The sequence below is a fragment of the Azospirillum lipoferum 4B genome (assembly GCF_000283655.1).
Taxonomy (GTDB): Bacteria; Pseudomonadota; Alphaproteobacteria; order Azospirillales; family Azospirillaceae; genus Azospirillum; species Azospirillum lipoferum_C.
The window spans coordinates 848,788-868,530 of the sequence record NC_016622.1; the positions used below are offsets into that span (position 1 = coordinate 848,788).

Below are 19,743 nucleotides of genomic sequence, written 5' to 3' on the forward strand. Positions count from 1 at the left end.
GCGCGATTGTGCCGAACGCATGATCGACCGGCGCGCAACAGCCCGGCGGCGCTCGCCGTTTCGAAGGTTCCACAAAGCCATGACTGCCGACAGGAACGATCCGCTTCTGCTCTCCAACCAGGCCTGCTTCGCCCTGTATTCGGCGAATCTGGCGATGACCCGTGTCTACCGTCCGCTGCTGGAGTCGCTCGGCCTGACCTACCCGCAATATCTGATGATGTTGCTGCTGTGGGAGGAGGACGGGCAGTCGATGAAGGCGCTGGGCGAAAGGCTGGGGCTGGACAGCGGCACGCTGACCCCGCTGCTGAAACGGATGGAAGGGCAGGGGCTGGTCACCCGCGCCCGCGATCCGCAGGACGAGCGGCTTGTCCGCATCCGCCTGACGCCAGAGGGGGCGGCGTTGCGCGGCAAGGCCGCCTGCGTGCCGACCCACATCGCTGCCGCTGCCGGCTGCTCGGTCGAGGAACTGTCCGCCCTGCGCGAGGTGTTGCTGAAGCTGCGCGACGATCTCAATCGGGCCGCAGACCACAACTGATCCCGCGGTGTCGAAAGGGGCTGGAAATCGGCGGCCGGACGGCCTTTCCTGATCGGCCGCTCCCCGGAAGGAAGGTGCCTGCCGTGACCTCTCATATCATCGACGACCGTCTCCGCATCCGTGCGGCCGATGCCGACGACGCACCGGACCTTGCCCGGCTGATCGACATCGCCGGCGGCGGGGTCTACGGCTTTCTTCTGGACGGGCTGATGCCGGGGCTGACGGCGGCGGAAATGCTGATGCCGGGCCTTGCCGGGCGCAGCGGTTCGCTGTCGCACCGGCAGAGCGGGGTCGCCGAACTGGACGGGCGGGTCGTCGGCGTCACCCACGGCTATCCCACCGACTGGATCCGGACGGAGGATTACAGCGGCCTGCCGCCCGACCGCGTCGCCCATATGGCCGCATTCTCCGAAACGCTGGACTGGGGCAGCTATTTCCTGTCGGCCCTGGCGGTCGATCCGGAGCAGCGGCGCCACGGCATCGCCGGCCGGTTGCTCGGCTGGTTCTACGAACGGGCGCGGACCGGCGGTTTCGACCGGGTCACGCTGCATGTCTGGGCCGACAACGACCCGGCCCGTCGTCTTTATGCCGGCGAAGGGTTCGAGGAGATCGGCCGCGCCGACATCCCCTGGCACCCCCGCCTGCCACACCAGGGCGGCAGCATCCTGATGCGGCGCTATCTCTGAGCGGCGACCCGCAGCGGCGCGCCTTCGGCCGACAGCTCGTCGATGCGGCGCTCCACCTGCTCCGGGTCGGCGTGATGCACCATATGCCCGCAGTCCGGCACCCAGTGCAGGGTGCTGTTCGGCAGTACGTGATGCAGGCGGCCGCTCTGCTCCTCCTGCGAAACGATGCGGTCCTCATGGCCGGCGAAGATCGCCACCGGGACGGCCAGATCGGCGTAGCGGTGCTGCAGCCGGTCGGTGGCCGGCGCCATGGTGACGCCGTCCTGGGCGTTGGCGCGCAGCTGGCCGGGGCGGGTGGTCAGGGCGGCCGGGAAGGTCTCCGTCAGATGGTCGGGCACCGGCCGGGGCGAGAACATCGTCTTCAGCAGCGCCGGCATCACCGCCTTGGAGAAGGGCGGCGAGACCGTGTAGCGCAGCAGGTCACCCAGCACCGGCGCCGCAACCGGCGCCACCATCACCGCGTCCACCCGCTTGGTCGGGAAGTAATAGCCGGCCAGCAGAGCCAGCCCCTTGACCGTCCGCGGATGGTCCAGCGCCAGGGCTAGGGCCACCAGTGTCGCATAGGAATGGCCGGCGACCACCGCGTTCTCGATCCCCAGCACCGCGAAGGCCTCGGCCAGCAGATCCGCCTGATCTTCCGGCGTCCAGGCGCGGTCGCGGGGACGGTCGCTGTGGCCCATGCCGGGACGGTCGAAGGCGATGACACGGTGGTTCTGCGCCAGCCGGTCGAACAGCCCGCTCGCCAGCCAATCGCCGAGGGCGGAGACGTTGCCGTGCAGCAGCACGACCGGCGGCCCTTCGCCGGCCTCCATATAGTGCAGCCGGACGCCGTCGACGGTCACGAAGCGCCCGTCGGGCGGATAGCGCCGCTCCGCCGCGCGGGCCGCCAGCGTATTGGTGACGGCCAGCCCGCCCAAGGCGAGCGCGGTGATGCCCAGGGTTTTGAGGATGGTGGATTGGCGGTCGGTCATGGTGGTTGTCCTCTCAAGCGGCTGCTGCGATGCAGCATCGTCGGGAGGACAACCGAGGGGCGGGGGGAAGGGTTCCCGGGGGTGGGAGCTTTAGCCCCTCACTTCCCCGCCTTCAACTGCTCCCGCGTCAGCCAGAACACCTCGCCGAAGCTGTTGGCCGTCTGCAGCCACAGGAAGTCCAGGTGGGGATATTCCGCCTCCAGGATCTCCCGGCCGGTGCCGAACTCGCACAGCAGGCCACCGTCCGGGGTCAGGTGCTTGGGCGCTTCCTTCAGGATGCGGCGGACGATGTCCAGCCCGTCGTTACCGCCGGCCAGCGCCATCTCCGGCTCGGCCCGGAACTCGGGCGGCAGGGCGTCCATCGCTTCGGCGTCGACATAGGGCGGGTTGGTGATGATGACGTCGTATTTCCGCGTCTTCAGCGGCGCGAACAGGTCGCCCTGGTGCAGGGCGATGCGGTCCTCGAACCCGCTGTCGGCGACGTTGCGCTTGGCCACCTCCAGCGCGTCCGGCGACAGGTCGACCGCGTCCACCTGCGCCTCCGGGAAGATGCGGGCGGCCAGGATGGCGAGGCAACCGGAACCGGTGCACAGGTCCAGCACCCGCTCCACCGAGGTCGGGTCCTCCACCAGCGTGAAATCGTCGCCGCCGAACAGGTCGGAGAACAGCAGTTCCCCGATGTAGGAGCGCGGGACGATCACCCGCTCGTCCACATAGAAGGGGATGCCCTGGATATAGGCCTTGTTCAGCAGGTAGGGCGCCGGCTTGCGGGTGTCGATGCGGGCGTGGAGGATGCCGGCCACCGCCTCGCGCTCCGCCGCGGTCAGCCGGGCGTCGAGATAGGGGTCGAGCTGGTCGACCGGCAGGTGCAGCGATTCCAGCACCAGGAACACCGCCTCGTCGAAGGCCGTGGTGGTGCCGTGGCCGTAATCGAGATCGGCCTCGTTGAAGCGGCTGACGCCGTAGCGCAGGAAATCGCGGATGGTCGACAGCTCGGCGGCTGCGGCGGCGGCGGTGTGCTTGGCAGTCATGGGGCGCTGGCTCCGGTCAGGGGCGGGAATGGGGTCAGAGGAGGTCCAGCACCGACTCCGGCGGACGGCCGACGCGGGCGCGGTCGCCCTTCACCACGATGGGGCGTTCGATGGCGGACGGATTGGCCGACAGGGCGGCGATCAGCGCCTCGCCGTCCAGATCCTTGGGCAAGCCGGCCTCCGCCGCCTCCTTGGCGCGGGTGATGTCGCGCGGACCCTTGCCCAGCTTGGCGAGGATGGCGGACAGCTCCGCCGGGCTGGGCGGGGTCTTCAGATACTCCACCACCGCCGGTTCGACGCCGCGGGAGCGCAGGAGGTCCAGCGTCTCGCGCGATTTGCTGCAGCGCGGGTTGTGGTAGATCGTCACGTCGCTCATGGCGGGTTTCCAGATTGGATGGTCGATCCGACTGATACACCCAACCCGCGTCCTGCGCCAATCCGGCATGCGGAAAGCTCTGTGGCGGCGCAACATCCGTCAGGTGACAAGGGCTGCCTTTGGTATTATTTTGCGCGCTCGCTTTTCCGTGGCCCATCGCGCCGTTTCAGGCAGGCGGGCTGCCGATCAGTCCCGATGCCCAGATACGGATGCCGGCCGTGACCAAGCTCTCGCTCTCCAAGGACAAGATCAACATCCTTCTTCTGGAAGGTGTCCACGACAACGCCATCGACGAGCTGGCCCGCGGCGGCTATGCCTCGGTCGAGCGGCTGCCGCGCGCCCTGGACGAGGATGAGCTGCTGGAGCGCATCGGGTCCGTCCACATCCTGGGCATCCGGTCGCGCACCCATCTGACCGCCAAGGTGTTCGAGGAGGCAGCCAAGCTGATCACCGTCGGCTGCTTCTGCATCGGCACCAACCAGGTCGACCTGAAGGCGGCGCGCCGCACCGGCGTCCCGGTGTTCAACGCCCCCTATTCCAACACCCGGTCGGTGGCGGAGCTGGTGATCGGCGAGATCATCATGCTGATGCGCGGCATCTTCGAAAAGTCGCAGCTGGTCCATGGCGGCGGCTGGATGAAGTCGGCGAAGGACTCTTACGAGATCCGCGGCAAGACGCTGGGCATCGTCGGCTATGGCCATATCGGCACGCAGGTGTCGATCCTGGCGGAAGCGATGGGCATGCAGGTCCGCTTCTACGACGTCGTGCGCAAGCTGGCGCTCGGCAATGCTCGCGCCTGCGATTCGCTGGAGGAACTGCTGTCGGTGTCCGACGTGGTGACCCTGCATGTGCCGGACACCCCGCAGACCCGCAACATGATCGGCGAGCGTGAACTGGCGGCCATGAAGAAGGGCAGCCACCTGATCAACGCCGCCCGCGGCCAGGTGGTGGACATCGAGGCGCTGGCCGCCGCGATGAACAGCGGCCATGTCCTGGGTGCCGCCATCGACGTCTTCCCGGTGGAGCCCGGTTCGGACAAGGAAGAGTTCCAGAGCGCGCTGCGCGGCATCAAGACCGCCATCCTGACCCCGCACATCGGCGGTTCGACGATGGAGGCGCAGGCCAACATCGGCACCGAGGTGGCGCAGAAGCTGCTGGAGTATTCGGACAACGGCTCCACCGTCGGCGCGGTCAACTTCCCGCAGGTGGCGCTGCCGGTTCAGGCCGGCTGCACCCGCTTCCTGCACGTCCACGAGAACCGTCCGGGCATCCTGCGCAAGGTGAACGAGGTGTTCTCCGGCCGCGACCTGAACATCGCGGCCCAGTATCTCCAGACCGATCCGGAGCTGGGATATGTGGTGGTCGACGTCAACGGCGATGTCGAGGAGTTGGAGGTCGTCAACGACCTGCGCGCCATCGAAGGCACCCTGAAGGCGCGCTTCCTGTTCCCGGCGCATCAGTGAGGTAGGCTGGGGGAGCTGTGGCTTTGCCCCCTCCCTAACCCTCCCCCGCCTCTGGCGGTGGAGGGGACAGCCGCCGATTCGCGGAAGGCACCCTCTCCCTCGAAGAGGGGGAGGGATGGGGAGGGGGCATTGCCGCAACTTGCCCACTCCACCCCCTCCATGTCTCTTGTCCGCGGACGGTTTCCTGATATCTGTATCGGGATGACCGTTCGCCTCCTGTTCCTCTTCCTTTCGGGTGTCCTGCTCGCCGCCCTGCCCACCGCTTCGCCGGCGGCGGCGCAGTCCAATGGCTGCAGCGGGTTTCCGCCGACGAAGCTCGTGTTCGACAGCATGCTGGCACCGATCCAGCGTGACGACGGGCGAACGATCGCGCAGCTCACCCGGCTGCCGGGACGCACGCCGGGACCGGTCGGGAGCGCCGGTGGCCATGTGCTGGGGCTGACCCTGGCCCGCTATGGCGAGCAGTCGCAGGTTTCCGCCCTGTTCAGGACCATGGGCGACGGCACCTATTGCGCGTCGGCCAGCACGGTGACCATCAGCTTCGGCTTCCAGCAGCGCATCGTCCATGTCGCCAGCGAAATCCCGGTGAACTCCTGCCTGCATGGTGAGGTGCTGGCCCATGAGATGCGCCATGTCGCGGTGGACGAGGCGTTGCTGCGCGAGATGATGCCGCAAATCCGCATCCGGCTGGATCAGGTTATGGATGGCATGGCGCCGGTGCGGTCGCGCAGTCAGGCCCAGGCGATGGCAGCGATCCGCCGGCCGCTCGAATCGGCGATGCGGCGGATCATGCAGGAGTTCGGGCGCGAGCGCGACCGCCGGCAGGCCCAGGTCGATACGGTGGAGGAGTATGAGCGGGTCAGCCGCGTCTGCAACGGCGAGGCCCGCAACTATCTGCCGAAACCCGCCCAGCGGCAGACCGTGCGCCGGGGGTGAGTCGGGGGGGTGAGCCACTTTCAGCGCTTGCGCCGCCGACGGTCGGTGGCATGGCCGTCGGTGAACTCCGGCGGCTTGCGGCGGACCCAGCGGATGAAGGCGGCGATGTCGGGATGGCCGCGCAGGGCTTCGATCTCGTGGTAGTGGTCGCGCAGCTGCTGCTCGGTCAGCACCGCGTGGATCTTGGCGTGGCAGATGCGGTGCATCGTCACCGTGTCCCGTCCGCCATAGGTGCGCGGGACCAGATGGTGTTCGTTCAGGCTGGCCCCCGGCACCATCGGCCGGCCGCAGAGAGGGCAGGCGGGACGGTCCTCCTGTGGGGCGGCGGGAGCAGCAGGGATGGCGATGGGCGGTGGCGGCAGGCGGCGCATGAGGTCCGGGGCAAAGGACGAAGCAGCGGGCGGGGCCTGGAAGATATGGCACGATCCCGCCGGGCAAAAAGCTGCCTTCAGCTCCGCGCGTCTGCCGTGGCCTCGACTGGCGGGGCTGGTGCAGCCTGCGCCCGTTGGCCGACCCAGACGCTGCCGAGCGCCAGCACGATCCCGGCGATCTGATAGCCGGTCAGCGATTGGCCGAGCAGCGCCCAGCCCAGAACCACCGCCGTTACCGGGCTGAGGAAGCCGAGCGGCGCCACCGCGGACGGCTCCAGCCGCGACAGGCCGCGGAACCACAGGATATAGGTCAGCGCCGCGCCGATCAGGCCGAGATAGACGAAGCCCATCAGGTTGGCCGCCGTCGGCACCGGCAGCGCCGGTTCCAGCAGCAGCGCCACCGGCACCAGCAGCACTCCGCCCGCGGTCAGCTGCCAGGCCGTGAAGGTCAGCGGCGACACCGGTGGGCGCCAGCGCCGGCTCAGCACCGTGCCCGCCGCCATCGATCCGGCGCCGGCCAGCGCCGCGAGCACGCCGATCCCGTCCAGCGCGGCGCTGGGCTTGAGGACCAGCAGGGCCACCCCGCCGATGCCGGCCATGGCGGCGGCGACCGCCAGCGGGCGGATCGGCGTGCCCAGCAGCGGGCGCGACAGGGCGATGACGATCAGTGGCTGGACCGCCCCCACCGTGGCGGCGACACCGCCGGGCAGGCGATAGGCCGACACGAACAGCATCGCCCAGAAGAAGGAGAAGTTCAGCGCCCCCAGCACAAGCGAGCGCCCCCACCAGCACCCCCACGGCAGCCGGCGGACCAGCAGCAACAGCAGAAGCCCGGCCGGCAGGGCGCGCAACAGCGCCACCGTCATCGGGTAGCCCTGCGGCAACAGTTCGGTGGTGACGATGTAGGTGCTGCCCCAGATCGCCGGTGCGATGGCGGTCAGCAGCAGGTCGGTGGACCGGGCCATGATCCGGCTTTCTCTTGATTAGGGCACCAGCAAAAAGGGCGCCCCATCGGGACGCCCTTTTCAGCGGGACTGTTCCGCTCGGCCGTCAGGCCGCCTTCTTCTCGGCGATCAGCTGGACGAAGCGGTCGAACAGATAATGGCTGTCCTGCGGACCGGGCGAGGCTTCCGGGTGGTACTGCACCGAGAAGACCGGCTTGCCCTTCAGGCGGATGCCCTCGTTGGTGCCGTCGAACAGGCTGACATGGGTGACCTCGGCGTCGGCCGGCAGGGTCTCCGGCATCACGACGAAGCCGTGGTTCTGGCTGGTGATCTCGACCCGGCCGGAGGCCAGATCCTTGACCGGATGGTTGGCGCCGCGGTGGCCCTGCTGCATCTTGGTGGTCTTGGCGCCCAGCGCCAGCGACAGCATCTGGTGGCCGAGGCAGATGCCGAACATCGGCACGCCGGTGTCGAGCAGGCCCTTGATGGTCGGCACGGCATACTCGCCGGTGGCGGCGGGGTCGCCGGGGCCGTTGGACAGGAACACGCCGTCCGGCTGGTGGCGCATCACATCCTCGACCGTGGCGGTGGAGGGCACCACCGTCACCTTGCAGCCGGCCGCGGCGAGGCAGCGCAGGATGTTGCGCTTGGCGCCGTAATCGATGGCGACAACATGGTACTGCGGCTTGTCCTGGGTGGCGTAGCCGCCGCCGATGGTCCAGCCGGCCTCGGTCCAGTCATAGGTCTGGCGGCAGGACACGTCCTTGGCCAGATCCATGCCCTCCAGACCCGGCCAGCCCTTGGCCTTGGCGACCAGCGCCTCGATGTCGAACTTGCCGTCCGGCGCATGGGCGACGACGCCGTTGGGCGCACCCAGGTCGCGGATGCGGCGGGTCAGGCGGCGGGTGTCGACGCCGGCCAGCCCGACGAGGCCGTAGCTCTTCAGCCAGTCGTCCAGGTGGCGGGTGGCGCGCCAGTTCGACGGGTCGGTGATGTCGGCGCGCAGGATCAGGCCGCGGGCGGCCGGGGTGATCGTCTCGATGTCTTCGGTGTTGGCGCCGGTGTTGCCGATGTGCGGGAAAGTGAAGGTGATGATCTGCCCGGCATAGCTGGGATCGGTCAGGATCTCCTGATAGCCGGTCATGGAGGTGTTGAAGCACACCTCGCCCACCGAATCCCCCGTGGCGCCGATGCCTCGGCCGCGGAACACCGTGCCGTCGGCCAGAACAAGCACGCCGGTGTGAACCGCATCGTCGGAGGGGGGAGTGGCGAGAGTCATTCCTGTGAACCTTCCCAAAAACCGCGGCCGGCGACGGATCGGCTGATCGGCGGAACGGCGACGGCCAAGCGTCCCGCCGGGCGCGCACACGGAACCGCTCGCACCCCACCTCCGCCGGTACGGGCAGTGACGTGGGATCGAGTGGGCTTATCGGGTGGGCCGGACATCCTATATGACGATTGGATGCGGAATTTCCAGCAATAGCTTTGCAAGGCCGCTCTGAAGCCGCGGCAAAGTCGGCCGGCGCCATGGCCGGGCGTTTTCCGGCCGGGCTTTTGTATGGAAATCGACGGGCGCTTTCCGGATAGTCGCCAAATCCGGCTGGATACGGGGCCCGGCCGCATGCCGGGCACGATGAACAAGGAAGACAGGACATGACTCTGCGCACGCAGTTCAACGACTCCCTGAAGGACGCGATGCGCGCCAAGGACACGCGCGCGGTCTCCACCATCCGCATGATCCTTGCCGGGCTGAAGGACCGCGACATCGCCGCCCGTCCGCGCGGTGTGACCGACGGCATCGACGAGGCGGAGATCCTGTCGATGCTCCAGGCGCTGGTGAAGCAGCGCAACGAATCGGCAGCGCTGTACGAGCAGGGCGGTCGTCCCGAACTGGCCCAGCAGGAGCGCGAGGAGATCGCGGTCATCGAACGCTTCCTGCCCAAGCAGATGACCGACGAGGAGTCCGCCGCCGCCATCGACGCCATCGTGGGTGAGCTCGGCGCGTCCAGCATCAAGGACATGGGCAAGGTGATGGCCGAGCTGAAGGCCCGCCATGCCGGCCAGATGGATTTCGCCAAGGCCGGCGGTCTGGTGAAGGCGCGGCTGTCGGGCAAGTAAAGCAAGGGGTGCTGGCCGCAGAGGGGCGACTCAGGCTAGGCTGAGGTCTGGCGCCCCTCCGGCGAACGGGGTGGCGGCAGGAGGACACTCGAATGGTCGCGGTCCGCAAATCCACCTTTTCGGGCATGACCGTCGCCCAGTTCCTGGACTGGAACGGCGACGGCACCGACACGCGCTATGAGTTGGTGAACGGCGAACCTCGCGCCATGGCGCCGGCGAGCATCACCCACGGCATCCTGCAAAGCACCGTCGCCCGCCTGATCGGCAATCATCTGGCCGAGCGGGCACCCAGCTGCCATGTCGTAACCGCTCCCGGCGTTCAGCCGCGTGTGCGGTCCAGCCACAATCTGCGCATTCCCGATCTGGGCGTGACCTGCGCCGCCGATGAAAGAGGTCTGCGCACGCTCCCCGATCCGGTCCTGCTGATCGAGATCCTGTCGCCCAGCAACGAGGCCGAGACCTGGGAGAATGTCTGGACCTACACCACGCTGCCGTCGGTCAGCGAAATCCTGGTGCTGTGGACCGCCGGCATCGGTGCGGAGCTTCTTCGGCGTCAGGCGGATGGAAGTTGGCCGGAAAGTCCGCTGGTGATGGTCGGGGAGGACGTGCTGAGTTTGGACAGCATCGGCTATCGGGCGCCCCTGCGCGCGCTCTATGTCGGGACGCATCTTTTCCGGCAACCCGACTGACGCATTCCACCTGCGCCATCTGAACCCCTTGGGGCCGGCGGCGCTGGTTCCCATACTATGCCTCTGCTATAGCCTAGCGCCCGTCGCACTCCCTTCGTTCCCCGGTGACCGTTCGACCATGGCCTTCCCGCCCCAATTTCTGGAAGAACTGCGCAGCCGGCTGACTCTGTCGGAAGTGGTCTCCAAGCGGCTGCGCCTGATCCGCGCCGGCCGCGAGTACAAGGCCCCCTGTCCGTTCCACAACGAGAAGTCGCCGTCCTTCTACGTCAACGACCAGAAGGGCTTCTTCCATTGTTTCGGTTGCGGTGCCCATGGCGACATCATCGGTTTCGTCATGCGCCACGACAATCTCGGCTTCCCCGAGGCGGTCGAGCATCTGGCCGGCGAAGCCGGATTGCCGGTGCCGCGCCCGACGGAAGAGGACCGGCAGCGATACGAGCGGCGCAAGACCCTGCACGATCTCGTCGAGCAGGCGGCCCGCTGGTTCGAGCAGCAGCTCCACAGCTCCGCCGGCCGGGCTGGCCTGGACTATTTCATGCGGCGTGGGCTGGACGGCGAAACCATCGCCCGCTTCCGGCTGGGCTACGCGCCCGGCGATTCAAACGCGCTGCGCACCCATCTTGGCAAGCAGGGCTTTTCCGACGAGGACATGGTCAATGCCGGGCTGTTGAAGCGGCCGGACGACGGCAGGTCGCCCTACAGCTTCTTCCGCAACCGGGTGATGTTCCCGGTCACCGACCGGCGCGGGCAGGTGGTGGCCTTCGGTGGGCGCATCCTGGAGGGCGACGGGCCGAAATACGTAAACACCGCCGACACGCCGCTCTTTCACAAGGGCACGCTGCTCTACGGCCTGTCGCGGGCGCGGCAGGCGGCGGCGGACGGCAAGCCGGTGATCGTCGCCGAAGGCTATATGGACGTCATCGCCCTGGTGCGCGCCGGTTTCGAGGGGGCGGTGGCGCCGCTGGGCACCGCGCTGACCGAAACCCAGGTGCAGGAGCTGTGGAAGCTGATCCCGGCGGCGGAGAAGGTGCCGTTCCTGTGCTTCGACGGCGACAATGCCGGCCGGCGCGCGGCGTGGCGGGCGGTTGAACGCATCCTGCCGCACCTCGCCCCCGGCCAGTCGGCCCGCGTCGCCTTTCTGCCGGAGGGCGAGGATCCCGACAGCCTGATCCGCGCGCAAGGCGCCAAGGCGATGGGCGCGGTGCTGGAGGCCGCCATCCCGCTGTCCGACGCCCTGTGGCGGATGGAGAGCGAAGGCCGGCCGACCGACACGCCGGAGGCCAAGGCCGCGGTCAAGGCGGCGCTGGAGGCCCGCGTCGCCACCATCGCCGACCGCGACGTGCAGGGCTTCTACCGGACCGAGATGCGCCGCCGCGTCGACGAGGCCTTCGCGCCCGTACGGGCGGCCTACAACCGCGGTCCCTGGGTGCCGGGGCAGGGGCGGGGGCGCTTCGGCGAACCGCCGCGCCGCCATGTGCCGGGCGTGCCCGGACGCCTGACCTCCAAGCCGGCGGGGGAGGGACGTGGCCGCGCCTCCCGCCTCGCCTCGGTGCGGGAGCGGATCCTGCTGGCGACGATCATCAACCATCCCGAGCTGTTCGGCGAATTGGCCGAGCCGTTGGGGCTGTTGCCGTTCGGTGACCCGGAGCTCGAAAAACTGCGCTGGGCGGTGATCGAATGTCTTTCGGACGATCGTAACCACGACTCGACACTTGACGCCGCTGCGCTTTGTCGCCACTTGTCATCCGCCGGCCATGAGACGATGGTCGGTGCTTTGCTAGGCGAGTCGACCTATGTCCATGCCGGCTTCGCCCGTCCGGAGGCCTCTACGGAGGACGCCCGGAAGGGATGGTGGCCTGCGTGGCGGCATCTGCATCACGAGCGGGTGCTCGACGATCTTAGAGAAGCGAAGGCGGCTTTGACCCGTGACAACAGCGAGGTGAACTTCGCGAGGGTCGTGGCTCTTCAGCAGGAGGTCATCAGGTCCGGCCAGGGTATGACGGACGATGGTGACTCTGACGATGTCTGACGGTTGATGGCTTGTGCCGTCGGCGGTTCGGCATCGGTTGACGGGACACAGGGTAACAGGAAGCAGTGATGGGACAGGGCCGCATGACAGTTTCTGTGATGGCGGGTTCTGGGTAGATACATGGTTGGGGGTGGGGCGGACGGGCCGGGCAACCGGGACCGGGCGCTCCTTTCGTCTTTTTCAATGGGGTAATGCGGGGGCACCGATCGCATGGCCACGAAAGCTGCGAACAGCGTGGAAGTTTCCGAAACGCGGGAGGAATCCGCAGACGGTCCTCTGATGGACGGCATGGGTTTGGCCGTCAAGAAGATGATCGCCCGTGGCAAGGAGCGCGGGTATGTCACCTATGACGAGCTGAACGCAGCGCTGCCGCAGGATTCGTCCTCGTCCGAGCAGATCGAAGACACGATGGCGATGCTGTCCGAGATGGGCATCAACATCGTCGAATCGGAAGAGCAGGATTCGGAGAACAGCGGCGAGGGGGCAGGCGAGGGCGAAGGCCGTTCGTCGGGCAATCTCGACGACGACGACATCGGCCGTACCGACGACCCGGTGCGCATGTACCTGCGCGAGATGGGGTCGGTGGAGCTGCTGTCGCGCGAAGGCGAAATCGCCATCGCCAAGCGGATCGAAGCCGGCCGCGAGATGATGATCGGCGCGATCTGCGAATCGCCCCTGACCATCCGCGCGATTCTGGAGTGGCATGATTCCCTGATGGAAGGGAAGATGCTGCTGCGCGACATCATCGATCTGGACGCCACCTATGGCGGCGGCCCGGATGGCGAGGAGATGCCGGAAGGCCTGGCCGAGGTGGTGGAAGCCGCCGGCACCGGTGCGGCTGCAGCGCCCGCCGCCGATGCGCCGGCCGGCGAGGAGGGCGACGAACCGCGTCCGCCGCGCGCCGAAGGCGAGGGCGAAGAGGGCGAGGAAGGCGAAGAGGGCGACAACAGCCTGTCGCTGTCCGCGATGGAAGCCGCGCTGAAGCCTCAGGTCATCGAGACCTTCGAGAACATCAAGGCGACCTACGACAAGCTGCACAAGCTGCACGAGGCCCGCATGGCCGCGATGCAGCGCGGCGAGGACATGGGCAAGCAGACGGACAAGAAGTACGAAAAGCTCAAGACCGAGATGGTCGAGCTGATGAACACCGTCCGCCTGAACAACCAGCGCATCGAACAGCTGGTCGAGCAGCTCTATGGCCTGAACCGCAAGCTGACCGGTTTCGAAGGCCGCCTGCTGCGCATGGCGACCGACTGCCGCGTGAAGCGCGAGGACTTCCTGAACCAGTATTTCGGCCACGAGCTGGACCCGAACTGGCAGGAGCGCATCCGCGGCCTGAACCCCAAGACCTGGGGCAAGTTCGCCGAGAAGTACGACGGCGACATCCGCAAGACGCGCGAGTCGATCGCCCAGGTGGCCGAAGAGGCCCGCCTGCCGATCAACGAGTTCCGCCGCATCGTCTCCACCGTCCAGAAGGGCGAGAAGGAAGCGAGCCGCGCCAAGAAGGAGATGGTCGAGGCGAACCTGCGTCTCGTGATCTCCATCGCCAAGAAGTACACGAACCGCGGCCTGCAGTTCCTGGACCTGATCCAGGAGGGCAACATCGGCCTGATGAAGGCGGTGGACAAGTTCGAGTACCGGCGCGGCTACAAGTTCTCGACCTACGCCACCTGGTGGATTCGCCAGGCCATCACCCGCTCCATCGCGGACCAGGCGCGGACCATCCGCATCCCGGTCCACATGATCGAGACGATCAACAAGCTGGTCCGCACCAGCCGCCAGATGCTGCACGAGATCGGCCGCGAGCCGACCCCGGAAGAGCTGGCCGAGCGTCTGATGATGCCGCTGGAGAAGGTGCGCAAGGTCCTGAAGATCGCCAAGGAGCCGATCTCCCTCGAAACGCCGATCGGCGACGAGGAGGATTCGCATCTCGGCGATTTCATCGAGGACAAGAACGCGGTCCTGCCGCTGGATGCCGCCATCCAGGCGAACCTGCGCGAGACGACGACCCGCGTGCTGGCCTCGCTGACGCCGCGCGAGGAGCGTGTGCTGCGCATGCGCTTCGGCATCGGCATGAACACCGACCACACGCTGGAAGAGGTCGGCCAGCAGTTCAACGTGACCCGCGAGCGTATCCGCCAGATCGAGGCGAAGGCGCTGCGCAAGCTGAAGCACCCGTCGCGGTCGCGCAAGCTGCGCAGTTTTCTGGACACCTGATTGGGACACCTGATCCGGAAGCCGTATCGTTCGAGACGAAGCGGGGGCCATTCGGCCCCCGTTTTTTTAGTATTGAGCATCTTCTGCGATATATCTGATGAATGGCCTTAGGTCTCCAGCAATTTCTCTTAATCTTTCGGGGGAGTGATTGCCAATGCTGTCGTGAGCATTGTAATTTAGGTCGTTGATTCGTCCTTGGCTGATCATGTCTTGCACTTTGTTTGCCATGTTTTCGTTGGGGAAAACTTTATTCTCTCTGATCGCTGCATATGACATCATGTGGGAGAGTTTTGGCTTTTTGTGTTTTTCCTCCAATATTTTCCAATGACCAGTTTGTATAAGGTGGTAACGTAGACACCACTCAAATGTAACCCTCATTAGAAAAGATGCTGAAAACCTAAAGTCCTCAACATTAACTCTTCGTAGCTCTCGACAGAGAAGCCTCATATGAACATCATTTTGACGGCAATTCAGATGCTCAAAAAATAACTCCGGCCGATGATGTGTAGTGCTTTGAGGGGAAATTTTCCGTTCCTCGGCTTGCTGTTGACTGTGTTCTGGAATATTTTTTTCTGATTCTGATTTATCTATGTTTTTCTTGCTAGGTGCTGGTAATTTTTTTTCGAAAAAGTCTATCTGCTTTTCTTTATCAGTATTTTTGCGTGGAAACACCTCGTTCAAGTAATCTTGTATATTTGCGTCTTTATAGACTCTTCTCATTTCCTTTATGCGCTGAGAAATTATACAATGCTTAGTGATTGCTCGTAAGACTTTCTCGAAATCTTGGAACATGTAATTCAGAGATCCGTCATGCAGAAATAGCTCCACACCAAAGTGCTTTTTTATCAAGGGCGAGAAGCAAATTCTCATTAGCGGTTGTATATCAATTCTAAAGTCCCAGAGTATATCGCGTTCGTGGCTCTTCCATTCTAGGCCTTGTATGGCTCGGTAAGCTTTTCCACGGGAAAGTAGGTTTTTGATGGTTTCCTCGGTAACTGATAACTCTCTTGCTAGTTCTTCTATCGAGCGCCCCATTAGAAATCGGCTTTCTGTATATCTAATTTGGCCGATATCAGTCCAATCTAGTTTTCCGCCATTAAGGTGTAGGCTGGCAACTACTTCATCTGCAATTGCTCGTGTTGCTGCGATGGTCGCTGGTATGGACCGGATATTGTTTCTAGTTATATCATCAATTATCGGAATTTCTTTTTCCCAATGGCTATGCACTGATAAGTATGGCTTCAGAAGAATCTTACATGCCGTTACACGACGATTTCCTTCAATTACAGTATATCCTGAAGATCCTGGAATAAGTATAACTCGCTCCTGCGGGAAGAGCCCTTTGAAACTATTAATCTGCTTTGCTAGCGGAATTACGCCTTCATGCTCAATTAGATACTGAATGATTGCGTCCTGGGAGCTTCTGGAAAATGGATCTAGGCGCGGGTTCTCATCATCTAAAGCGATTTCAAGAGTAGGTACGTCGATATCTTCCCATTGGTCCTTATACAGAGTCATAATCCCTCCATATGTAAAGTTCGTTGAATTATCCCGTGATGATGCAAAAAATCAAGGGAACGCAAAAGCCGTAGGGCTACCGTAAGGGAGAGTGTTGCGCTAATTTTTCTCAGCGATGCTGCGCGGGGCCAACGAGCACTCTCCAGTTGAGTGGCTCAGAAAATGCTCTTGCGGAAAAAAACATTTCAGAGCAGATTGCGAGCCCTCGGGCCTGTAGTTCAGCGGTTAGAACGCGCCGCTCATAACGGTGTTGTCGTCGGTTCGAATCCGGCCGGGCCCACCAAGCTTTCCAGAGGTTTCCGGCAGGCTGTCGGCGTCCTTGTCACCATCGCGGCACGCAAGCGGCACGCAAGCGCCGAACTCCGTGTTCCGGTAGAGCGGCAGGGCCGCCGTCAGTTCCTGCCGGATCGCGCTCACCGTGCCGCTCGACACGCCCGTCCGTCGGACCGCCTCACCTGGGCCAGGACGCCGTCGGCCATCGCCGATAGCTTGGGGGGCTGGGGAACAATGGAGCAGGAAACCGACATAAAGGGGTGGAAGCGTTGGAAAACATGGGTTTTCCGGCAGGCGCCGCAAGCCGCTTCACCTCCCGTTCCAACGCCCCGAAATCATAAACGGCAACCCCTGTCGGCCATACCTGCCGTACCATCCTCCTCCCAGGATTGTTCTGCTCTTCATTGCTTACAGGAGGATCATTCCTCGCGGAATGCCTTGCGGAAACTGTCCTGGATTGGTTGCGTCAGATAGGTCAGCAGGGTGCGCTCGCCGGTGACGATCAGGGTTTCCGCCGGCATGCCCGGTTGCAAGTGAACGTCCCTCAGCGCGGCAAGCTGGGTGGCGTCCACCGTCACCCGCGCGGCGTAATAGGCTTGGCCGCTGCGCTCGTCGGTGAGCGCGTCGGCCGAGACGCGGGTCACCATGCCGTCGATCGGCGGCGTCGTCCGCGTCTTGAACGCGGTCAGTACCACCTTGGCCGGCAGGCCGGCGTGGACGATGTCGATGTCCATCGGGTTGACCCGCGCCTCGATCACCAGCGCGTCATCGGACGGCACGAGGTCGAGCACCGCCGCCCCCGGCGCCACCACAGCCCCCGCCGCGAAATGGCGCAGGTTCACCACCGTGCCGCTCTCCGGTGCCAGCAGGTCGCGCCGGGTCTGGCGCACCTGGGCGGCGGCCAGCTTCTCGGCGATCTCGGCCCGGCGGGTTTGCGTCTCGCGCAGTTCGGCGGCCACCTCGCTTTGGCGGTCGGCGCGCAGGCCCAGCATCTCCTGTTCCGCCTGGGCAATCCCCTCGCGCGCCTGGGCGATGCGGTTGGCAAGGTCGCCCTGGTTGCCGTCCAGCTCCGCCGCCTGACGCATGAGGCCGAGGAGGCGCGATTTGCGCTCGTAGCCCTTGGCGACGATCTCGCTGACCGCATCGACCTCCTCCTGGATCAGGACGAGCTGCCGACGGCCGGCGGAGCGTTGCGCTTCCAGCGCGGCGATCTGGGCGTCGAGTTGGGCGACCCGCTGGCGCGTCACCGCCGCGCGTCCGTCCAGGGCGGCGTTGCGGGTGGTGAAGATGCGCTCCTGACCGGCCAGGATGTCGCTCACCACCGGATGGCCGGCGCGCGTTGCCAAGACCGGCGGCACGGCCATAACCTCCAGCCCGTCGCGCTCGGCGCTCAGTCGGGCCTGTTGCGCCAGCAGCGACCAGAGCTGCTCCTCCAGAACCGTGACGGTCGAGCGGGATTCCAGATCGTCGAGCCGCATCAGCGGCTGCCCGGCGGCGACGCCTTGCCCTTCGCGCACCAGGATCTCGGCGATGATGCCGCCTTCCAGATGCTGCACGCTCTTGCGGTTGCTGTCGGCCGTCACCACGCCGGGGGCGATGGCGGCGCTCGACAATGGCGCCAGAGCGGCCCAGGCGCCGAATCCGCCGAAGCCCACCACGGCGAGAACGACGCCGGTGGCGACCAGCCGCCCGACGGGGGGATGCGGCGGGACGTCCGGCACGGCATCGCGGGTCATGGTCGGTCCTGTCAATCAGCGGGGAGGGCAGCGGGGAGGGCAGCGGGGAGGGCAGCGGGTTGCGCGCCGGGACGGGCGGCCGTCTGCGGTCCCGTCGGGACGCTGTGCAGGCTGCGGCGCTTCAGCCCGTCGAGCACCTCGGCGCGCGGGCCGAAGGCTTCCACCCGGCCGTCGCGCAGGGCGACGATGCGGTCGACCTGGGCCAGCGTGCCGGGCCGGTGGCCGATGACGACGGCGCAGGCGCCGCGTTCCTTCAGCGCGGCGATGGCGCGGTTCAGCGCCTGTTCGCCCTCGGCATCCAGGCTGGCGTTGGGCTCGTCGAGCACGATCAGCTTGGGATCGCCGTACAGCGCGCGGGCCAGCGCGATGCGCTGACGCTGCCCGCCGGACAGGAAGGCTCCGCCCTCGCCGATCTCGGTGTCGTATCCCTTGGGCAGGCGCAGGATCATGGCGTGGCAATCGGCCAGCCGCGCCGCCGCGACCACCGCCTCCGGATCGGGGTCGCCGAGCCGGGCGATGTTCTCCGCGACGCTGCCGGCGAACAGCCCGACCTCCTGCGGCAGATAGCCGATGTGGCGGCCGACGTCGTCGCGCCGCCACTGGAACAGGTCGGCGCCGTCCAGCCGCACCGACCCGGCCAGCGGCGGGTGCAGCCCGACCAGCAGGCGGGCCAGCGTCGATTTGCCGGCGGCCGAGGGGCCGATGATCGCCAGCGCCTCGCCCGGCTTGGCCTCGAACGACACGTTGTTCAGGATCAGCCGCTCCTGCCCGCCGACGCGGAAGGCGACGGCCTGGACGGACAGCCGCCCGGCAGGAGCGGGCAATGGCAACCCGGCGGGACGGCGCGGCGGGCGGGCAAAGACGGCGCTCAGCCGGCGCCACGCCTCGCGCCCGGCGCTGACCTGACGCCAGCCGCCGATGGCCTGTTCGACCGGAGCGAGGGCGCGGCCGACCACCAACGAGGACGCCATCATCGCGCCGCCGCTCATCTCGTGCCGTACCACCAGCCAAGCGCCGGCACCGAGCAGGGCGACCTGAACGATCTGGCGCAGGAACTTGGTGACGTTCAGCAGCGCCGCGCCGCGCCACTGCGCCCGGTCTTGCGACTCCAGGGCCAGGGCGTGGTCGCGGCGCCAGCGCCACGTCAGGCCGGGCAGCAGGTTCATCGCCTCCACCGCCTCGGCGTTGCGCAGGGCGGCCTCGGCGGTCGCCATGGCGCGGTTGCTGGCGGCGGAGGCGGCGCGCAGGCTGGCGCGGGTGACGCGGTCGTTGGCCAGCGCCAGCGCGAACAGCAGCACCGCCGAGGCCACCGCCAGATGCCCCAGCACCGGATGCAGCAGGTAGATCAGCGCGAGATAGACCGGGACCCAGGGCGCGTCGAACAGAAAGGCGATGCCGCCGCCGAGCACGCCGCGCAGGGTGCCCAGATCGCGCAGGATCTCGGTCCGCTCGCCTCCCGCCGCCCCTTGGCTCATCAGGGCGCCGTCCACCATGCGCTCCAGCATCGGCGGGCCGAGGCTGCGCTCCAGCCAGTCGCCGAGCGTGCCGAGCAGGCGCGCCCGGGTGAAATCCAGCGCGCTCATCAGAGCGATGGCGCCCACGGCGATCAGCGACAGATACAGCAACGTGGACAGGCTGCCCGAGGACAGGACGCGGTCGTAGACCTGCATCATGTAGAGCGACGAAGACAACATCAGCACGTTGATCAACAGGCTGAATCCACCCACCCACAGCAACGGCGCCCGGCAGCGCGCGAGGATCGTCGCCGGAGTGTGGTCGACCTGCATTTTCAAACGTCGCTCCCCAAGCGCCGGGACCAGTTGCGCGTGTTTGACTGCGCGCCACTGTCC

Annotated in this window: 17 protein-coding genes and 1 tRNA gene; 9 read left to right on the forward strand and 9 right to left on the reverse strand. The window is 66.1% G+C overall.

The window, feature by feature from the left end:
- Window positions 1-79 precede the first annotated feature (79 nt).
- A complete protein-coding gene (locus tag AZOLI_RS03960) occupies window positions 80-535 on the forward strand; it encodes a MarR family winged helix-turn-helix transcriptional regulator (RefSeq protein WP_014247286.1) in 456 nt (151 codons plus the stop codon).
- Between the two features lie 83 nt (window positions 536-618).
- Entirely contained in the window at window positions 619-1,221 is a 603-nt protein-coding gene (locus AZOLI_RS03965; RefSeq protein WP_014247287.1) for a GNAT family N-acetyltransferase, read from the forward strand.
- Here the strand turns inward: AZOLI_RS03965 and AZOLI_RS03970 are convergent.
- The 3 genes from AZOLI_RS03970 to arsC form a co-directional block, all read right to left on the reverse strand.
- Complete coding sequence (locus AZOLI_RS03970; RefSeq protein WP_014247288.1) at window positions 1,212-2,192, reverse strand: alpha/beta fold hydrolase; 981 nt, start codon at window positions 2,190-2,192, stop codon at window positions 1,212-1,214. The two genes, AZOLI_RS03965 and AZOLI_RS03970, sit on opposite strands and share 10 nt — an antisense overlap.
- Before the next feature lie 98 nt (window positions 2,193-2,290).
- Window positions 2,291-3,223 (reverse strand): 50S ribosomal protein L3 N(5)-glutamine methyltransferase, encoded by a 933-nt coding sequence (prmB, locus tag AZOLI_RS03975; protein WP_014247289.1) that lies wholly within the window; start codon window positions 3,221-3,223, stop codon window positions 2,291-2,293.
- A gap of 34 nt (window positions 3,224-3,257) precedes the next feature.
- Window positions 3,258-3,599: an arsenate reductase (glutaredoxin) gene (gene arsC, locus AZOLI_RS03980; RefSeq protein ID WP_014247290.1), complete on the reverse strand. Its 342-nt coding sequence runs from the start codon at window positions 3,597-3,599 to the stop codon at window positions 3,258-3,260.
- Between the two features lie 218 nt (window positions 3,600-3,817).
- On the opposite strand from arsC, the gene serA reads away from it, so the two are divergent.
- Together serA and AZOLI_RS03990 are read left to right on the forward strand one after the other, a co-directional pair.
- Window positions 3,818-5,062 (forward strand): phosphoglycerate dehydrogenase, encoded by a 1,245-nt coding sequence (gene serA / locus AZOLI_RS03985; protein ID WP_014247291.1) that lies wholly within the window; start codon window positions 3,818-3,820, stop codon window positions 5,060-5,062.
- 201 nt (window positions 5,063-5,263) lie between these two features.
- On the forward strand, window positions 5,264-5,998 hold the full coding sequence (locus tag AZOLI_RS03990) for a hypothetical protein (RefSeq protein WP_014247292.1): 735 nt from the start codon (window positions 5,264-5,266) through the stop codon (window positions 5,996-5,998).
- A gap of 20 nt (window positions 5,999-6,018) precedes the next feature.
- Here AZOLI_RS03990 and AZOLI_RS03995 read toward each other — a convergent pair whose 3' ends face one another.
- The 3 genes from AZOLI_RS03995 to carA form a co-directional block, all read right to left on the reverse strand.
- The gene (locus tag AZOLI_RS03995) at window positions 6,019-6,369 is read right to left on the reverse strand and encodes an HNH endonuclease (RefSeq protein WP_014247293.1); all 351 of its coding nucleotides are present in this window, start codon (window positions 6,367-6,369) and stop codon (window positions 6,019-6,021) included.
- Between the two features lie 77 nt (window positions 6,370-6,446).
- The gene (locus AZOLI_RS04000; protein ID WP_014247294.1) at window positions 6,447-7,334 is read right to left on the reverse strand and encodes an EamA family transporter; all 888 of its coding nucleotides are present in this window, start codon (window positions 7,332-7,334) and stop codon (window positions 6,447-6,449) included.
- An 85-nt stretch (window positions 7,335-7,419) separates the two neighbouring features.
- Entirely contained in the window at window positions 7,420-8,592 is a 1,173-nt protein-coding gene (carA, locus tag AZOLI_RS04005; RefSeq protein WP_014247295.1) for a glutamine-hydrolyzing carbamoyl-phosphate synthase small subunit, read from the reverse strand.
- A 374-nt stretch (window positions 8,593-8,966) separates the two neighbouring features.
- Between carA and AZOLI_RS04010 the strand changes: the two genes are divergently transcribed.
- From AZOLI_RS04010 to rpoD, 4 genes are all read left to right on the forward strand, one after another.
- Entirely contained in the window at window positions 8,967-9,431 is a 465-nt protein-coding gene (locus AZOLI_RS04010; protein WP_014247296.1) for a GatB/YqeY domain-containing protein, read from the forward strand.
- Window positions 9,432-9,523: 92 nt separating this feature from the next.
- The gene (locus AZOLI_RS04015) at window positions 9,524-10,120 is read left to right on the forward strand and encodes a Uma2 family endonuclease (RefSeq protein WP_014247297.1); all 597 of its coding nucleotides are present in this window, start codon (window positions 9,524-9,526) and stop codon (window positions 10,118-10,120) included.
- Window positions 10,121-10,238: 118 nt separating this feature from the next.
- Complete coding sequence (gene dnaG / locus AZOLI_RS04020; RefSeq protein ID WP_014247298.1) at window positions 10,239-12,149, forward strand: DNA primase; 1,911 nt, start codon at window positions 10,239-10,241, stop codon at window positions 12,147-12,149.
- 210 nt (window positions 12,150-12,359) lie between these two features.
- Window positions 12,360-14,366: an RNA polymerase sigma factor RpoD gene (gene rpoD / locus AZOLI_RS04025; RefSeq protein WP_014247299.1), complete on the forward strand. Its 2,007-nt coding sequence runs from the start codon at window positions 12,360-12,362 to the stop codon at window positions 14,364-14,366.
- Between the two features lie 66 nt (window positions 14,367-14,432).
- On the opposite strand, the gene AZOLI_RS32290 is transcribed toward rpoD, so the two are convergent.
- Complete coding sequence (locus AZOLI_RS32290; RefSeq protein ID WP_014247300.1) at window positions 14,433-15,884, reverse strand: sigma-70 region 4 domain-containing protein; 1,452 nt, start codon at window positions 15,882-15,884, stop codon at window positions 14,433-14,435.
- 207 nt (window positions 15,885-16,091) lie between these two features.
- Between AZOLI_RS32290 and AZOLI_RS04030 the strand changes: the two genes are divergently transcribed.
- A tRNA-Ile gene (locus tag AZOLI_RS04030) sits at window positions 16,092-16,167 on the forward strand.
- Window positions 16,168-16,576: 409 nt separating this feature from the next.
- On the opposite strand, the gene AZOLI_RS04035 is transcribed toward AZOLI_RS04030, so the two are convergent.
- Together AZOLI_RS04035 and AZOLI_RS04040 are read right to left on the reverse strand one after the other, a co-directional pair.
- Window positions 16,577-17,893: an HlyD family type I secretion periplasmic adaptor subunit gene (locus AZOLI_RS04035; protein ID WP_044549639.1), complete on the reverse strand. Its 1,317-nt coding sequence runs from the start codon at window positions 17,891-17,893 to the stop codon at window positions 16,577-16,579.
- Between the two features lie 11 nt (window positions 17,894-17,904).
- Window positions 17,905-19,680, reverse strand: coding sequence for a type I secretion system permease/ATPase (locus AZOLI_RS04040; protein WP_014247304.1), 1,776 nt, complete (start codon window positions 19,678-19,680; stop codon window positions 17,905-17,907).
- Window positions 19,681-19,743: the final 63 nt, after the last annotated feature.

Excerpts from the sequence above, each read along its gene's own strand:
- AZOLI_RS03960 (WP_014247286.1), top strand. The coding sequence starts at position 80 with ATGACTGCCGACAGGAACGATCCGCTTCTGCTCTCCAACCAGGCCTGC.
- AZOLI_RS03970 (WP_014247288.1), bottom strand. The coding sequence starts at position 2,192 with ATGACCGACCGCCAATCCACCATCCTCAAAACCCTGGGCATCACCGCG.
- prmB (WP_014247289.1), bottom strand. The coding sequence starts at position 3,223 with ATGACTGCCAAGCACACCGCCGCCGCCGCAGCCGCCGAGCTGTCGACC.
- arsC (WP_014247290.1), bottom strand. The coding sequence starts at position 3,599 with ATGAGCGACGTGACGATCTACCACAACCCGCGCTGCAGCAAATCGCGC.
- AZOLI_RS03990 (WP_014247292.1), top strand. The coding sequence starts at position 5,264 with ATGACCGTTCGCCTCCTGTTCCTCTTCCTTTCGGGTGTCCTGCTCGCC.
- AZOLI_RS03995 (WP_014247293.1), bottom strand. The coding sequence starts at position 6,369 with ATGCGCCGCCTGCCGCCACCGCCCATCGCCATCCCTGCTGCTCCCGCC.
- AZOLI_RS04000 (WP_014247294.1), bottom strand. The coding sequence starts at position 7,334 with ATGGCCCGGTCCACCGACCTGCTGCTGACCGCCATCGCACCGGCGATC.
- carA (WP_014247295.1), bottom strand. The coding sequence starts at position 8,592 with ATGACTCTCGCCACTCCCCCCTCCGACGATGCGGTTCACACCGGCGTG.
- AZOLI_RS04010 (WP_014247296.1), top strand. The coding sequence starts at position 8,967 with ATGACTCTGCGCACGCAGTTCAACGACTCCCTGAAGGACGCGATGCGC.
- AZOLI_RS04015 (WP_014247297.1), top strand. The coding sequence starts at position 9,524 with ATGGTCGCGGTCCGCAAATCCACCTTTTCGGGCATGACCGTCGCCCAG.
- dnaG (WP_014247298.1), top strand. The coding sequence starts at position 10,239 with ATGGCCTTCCCGCCCCAATTTCTGGAAGAACTGCGCAGCCGGCTGACT.
- rpoD (WP_014247299.1), top strand. The coding sequence starts at position 12,360 with ATGGCCACGAAAGCTGCGAACAGCGTGGAAGTTTCCGAAACGCGGGAG.
- AZOLI_RS32290 (WP_014247300.1), bottom strand. The coding sequence starts at position 15,884 with ATGACTCTGTATAAGGACCAATGGGAAGATATCGACGTACCTACTCTT.
- AZOLI_RS04035 (WP_044549639.1), bottom strand. The coding sequence starts at position 17,893 with ATGACCCGCGATGCCGTGCCGGACGTCCCGCCGCATCCCCCCGTCGGG.
- AZOLI_RS04040 (WP_014247304.1), bottom strand. The coding sequence starts at position 19,680 with ATGCAGGTCGACCACACTCCGGCGACGATCCTCGCGCGCTGCCGGGCG.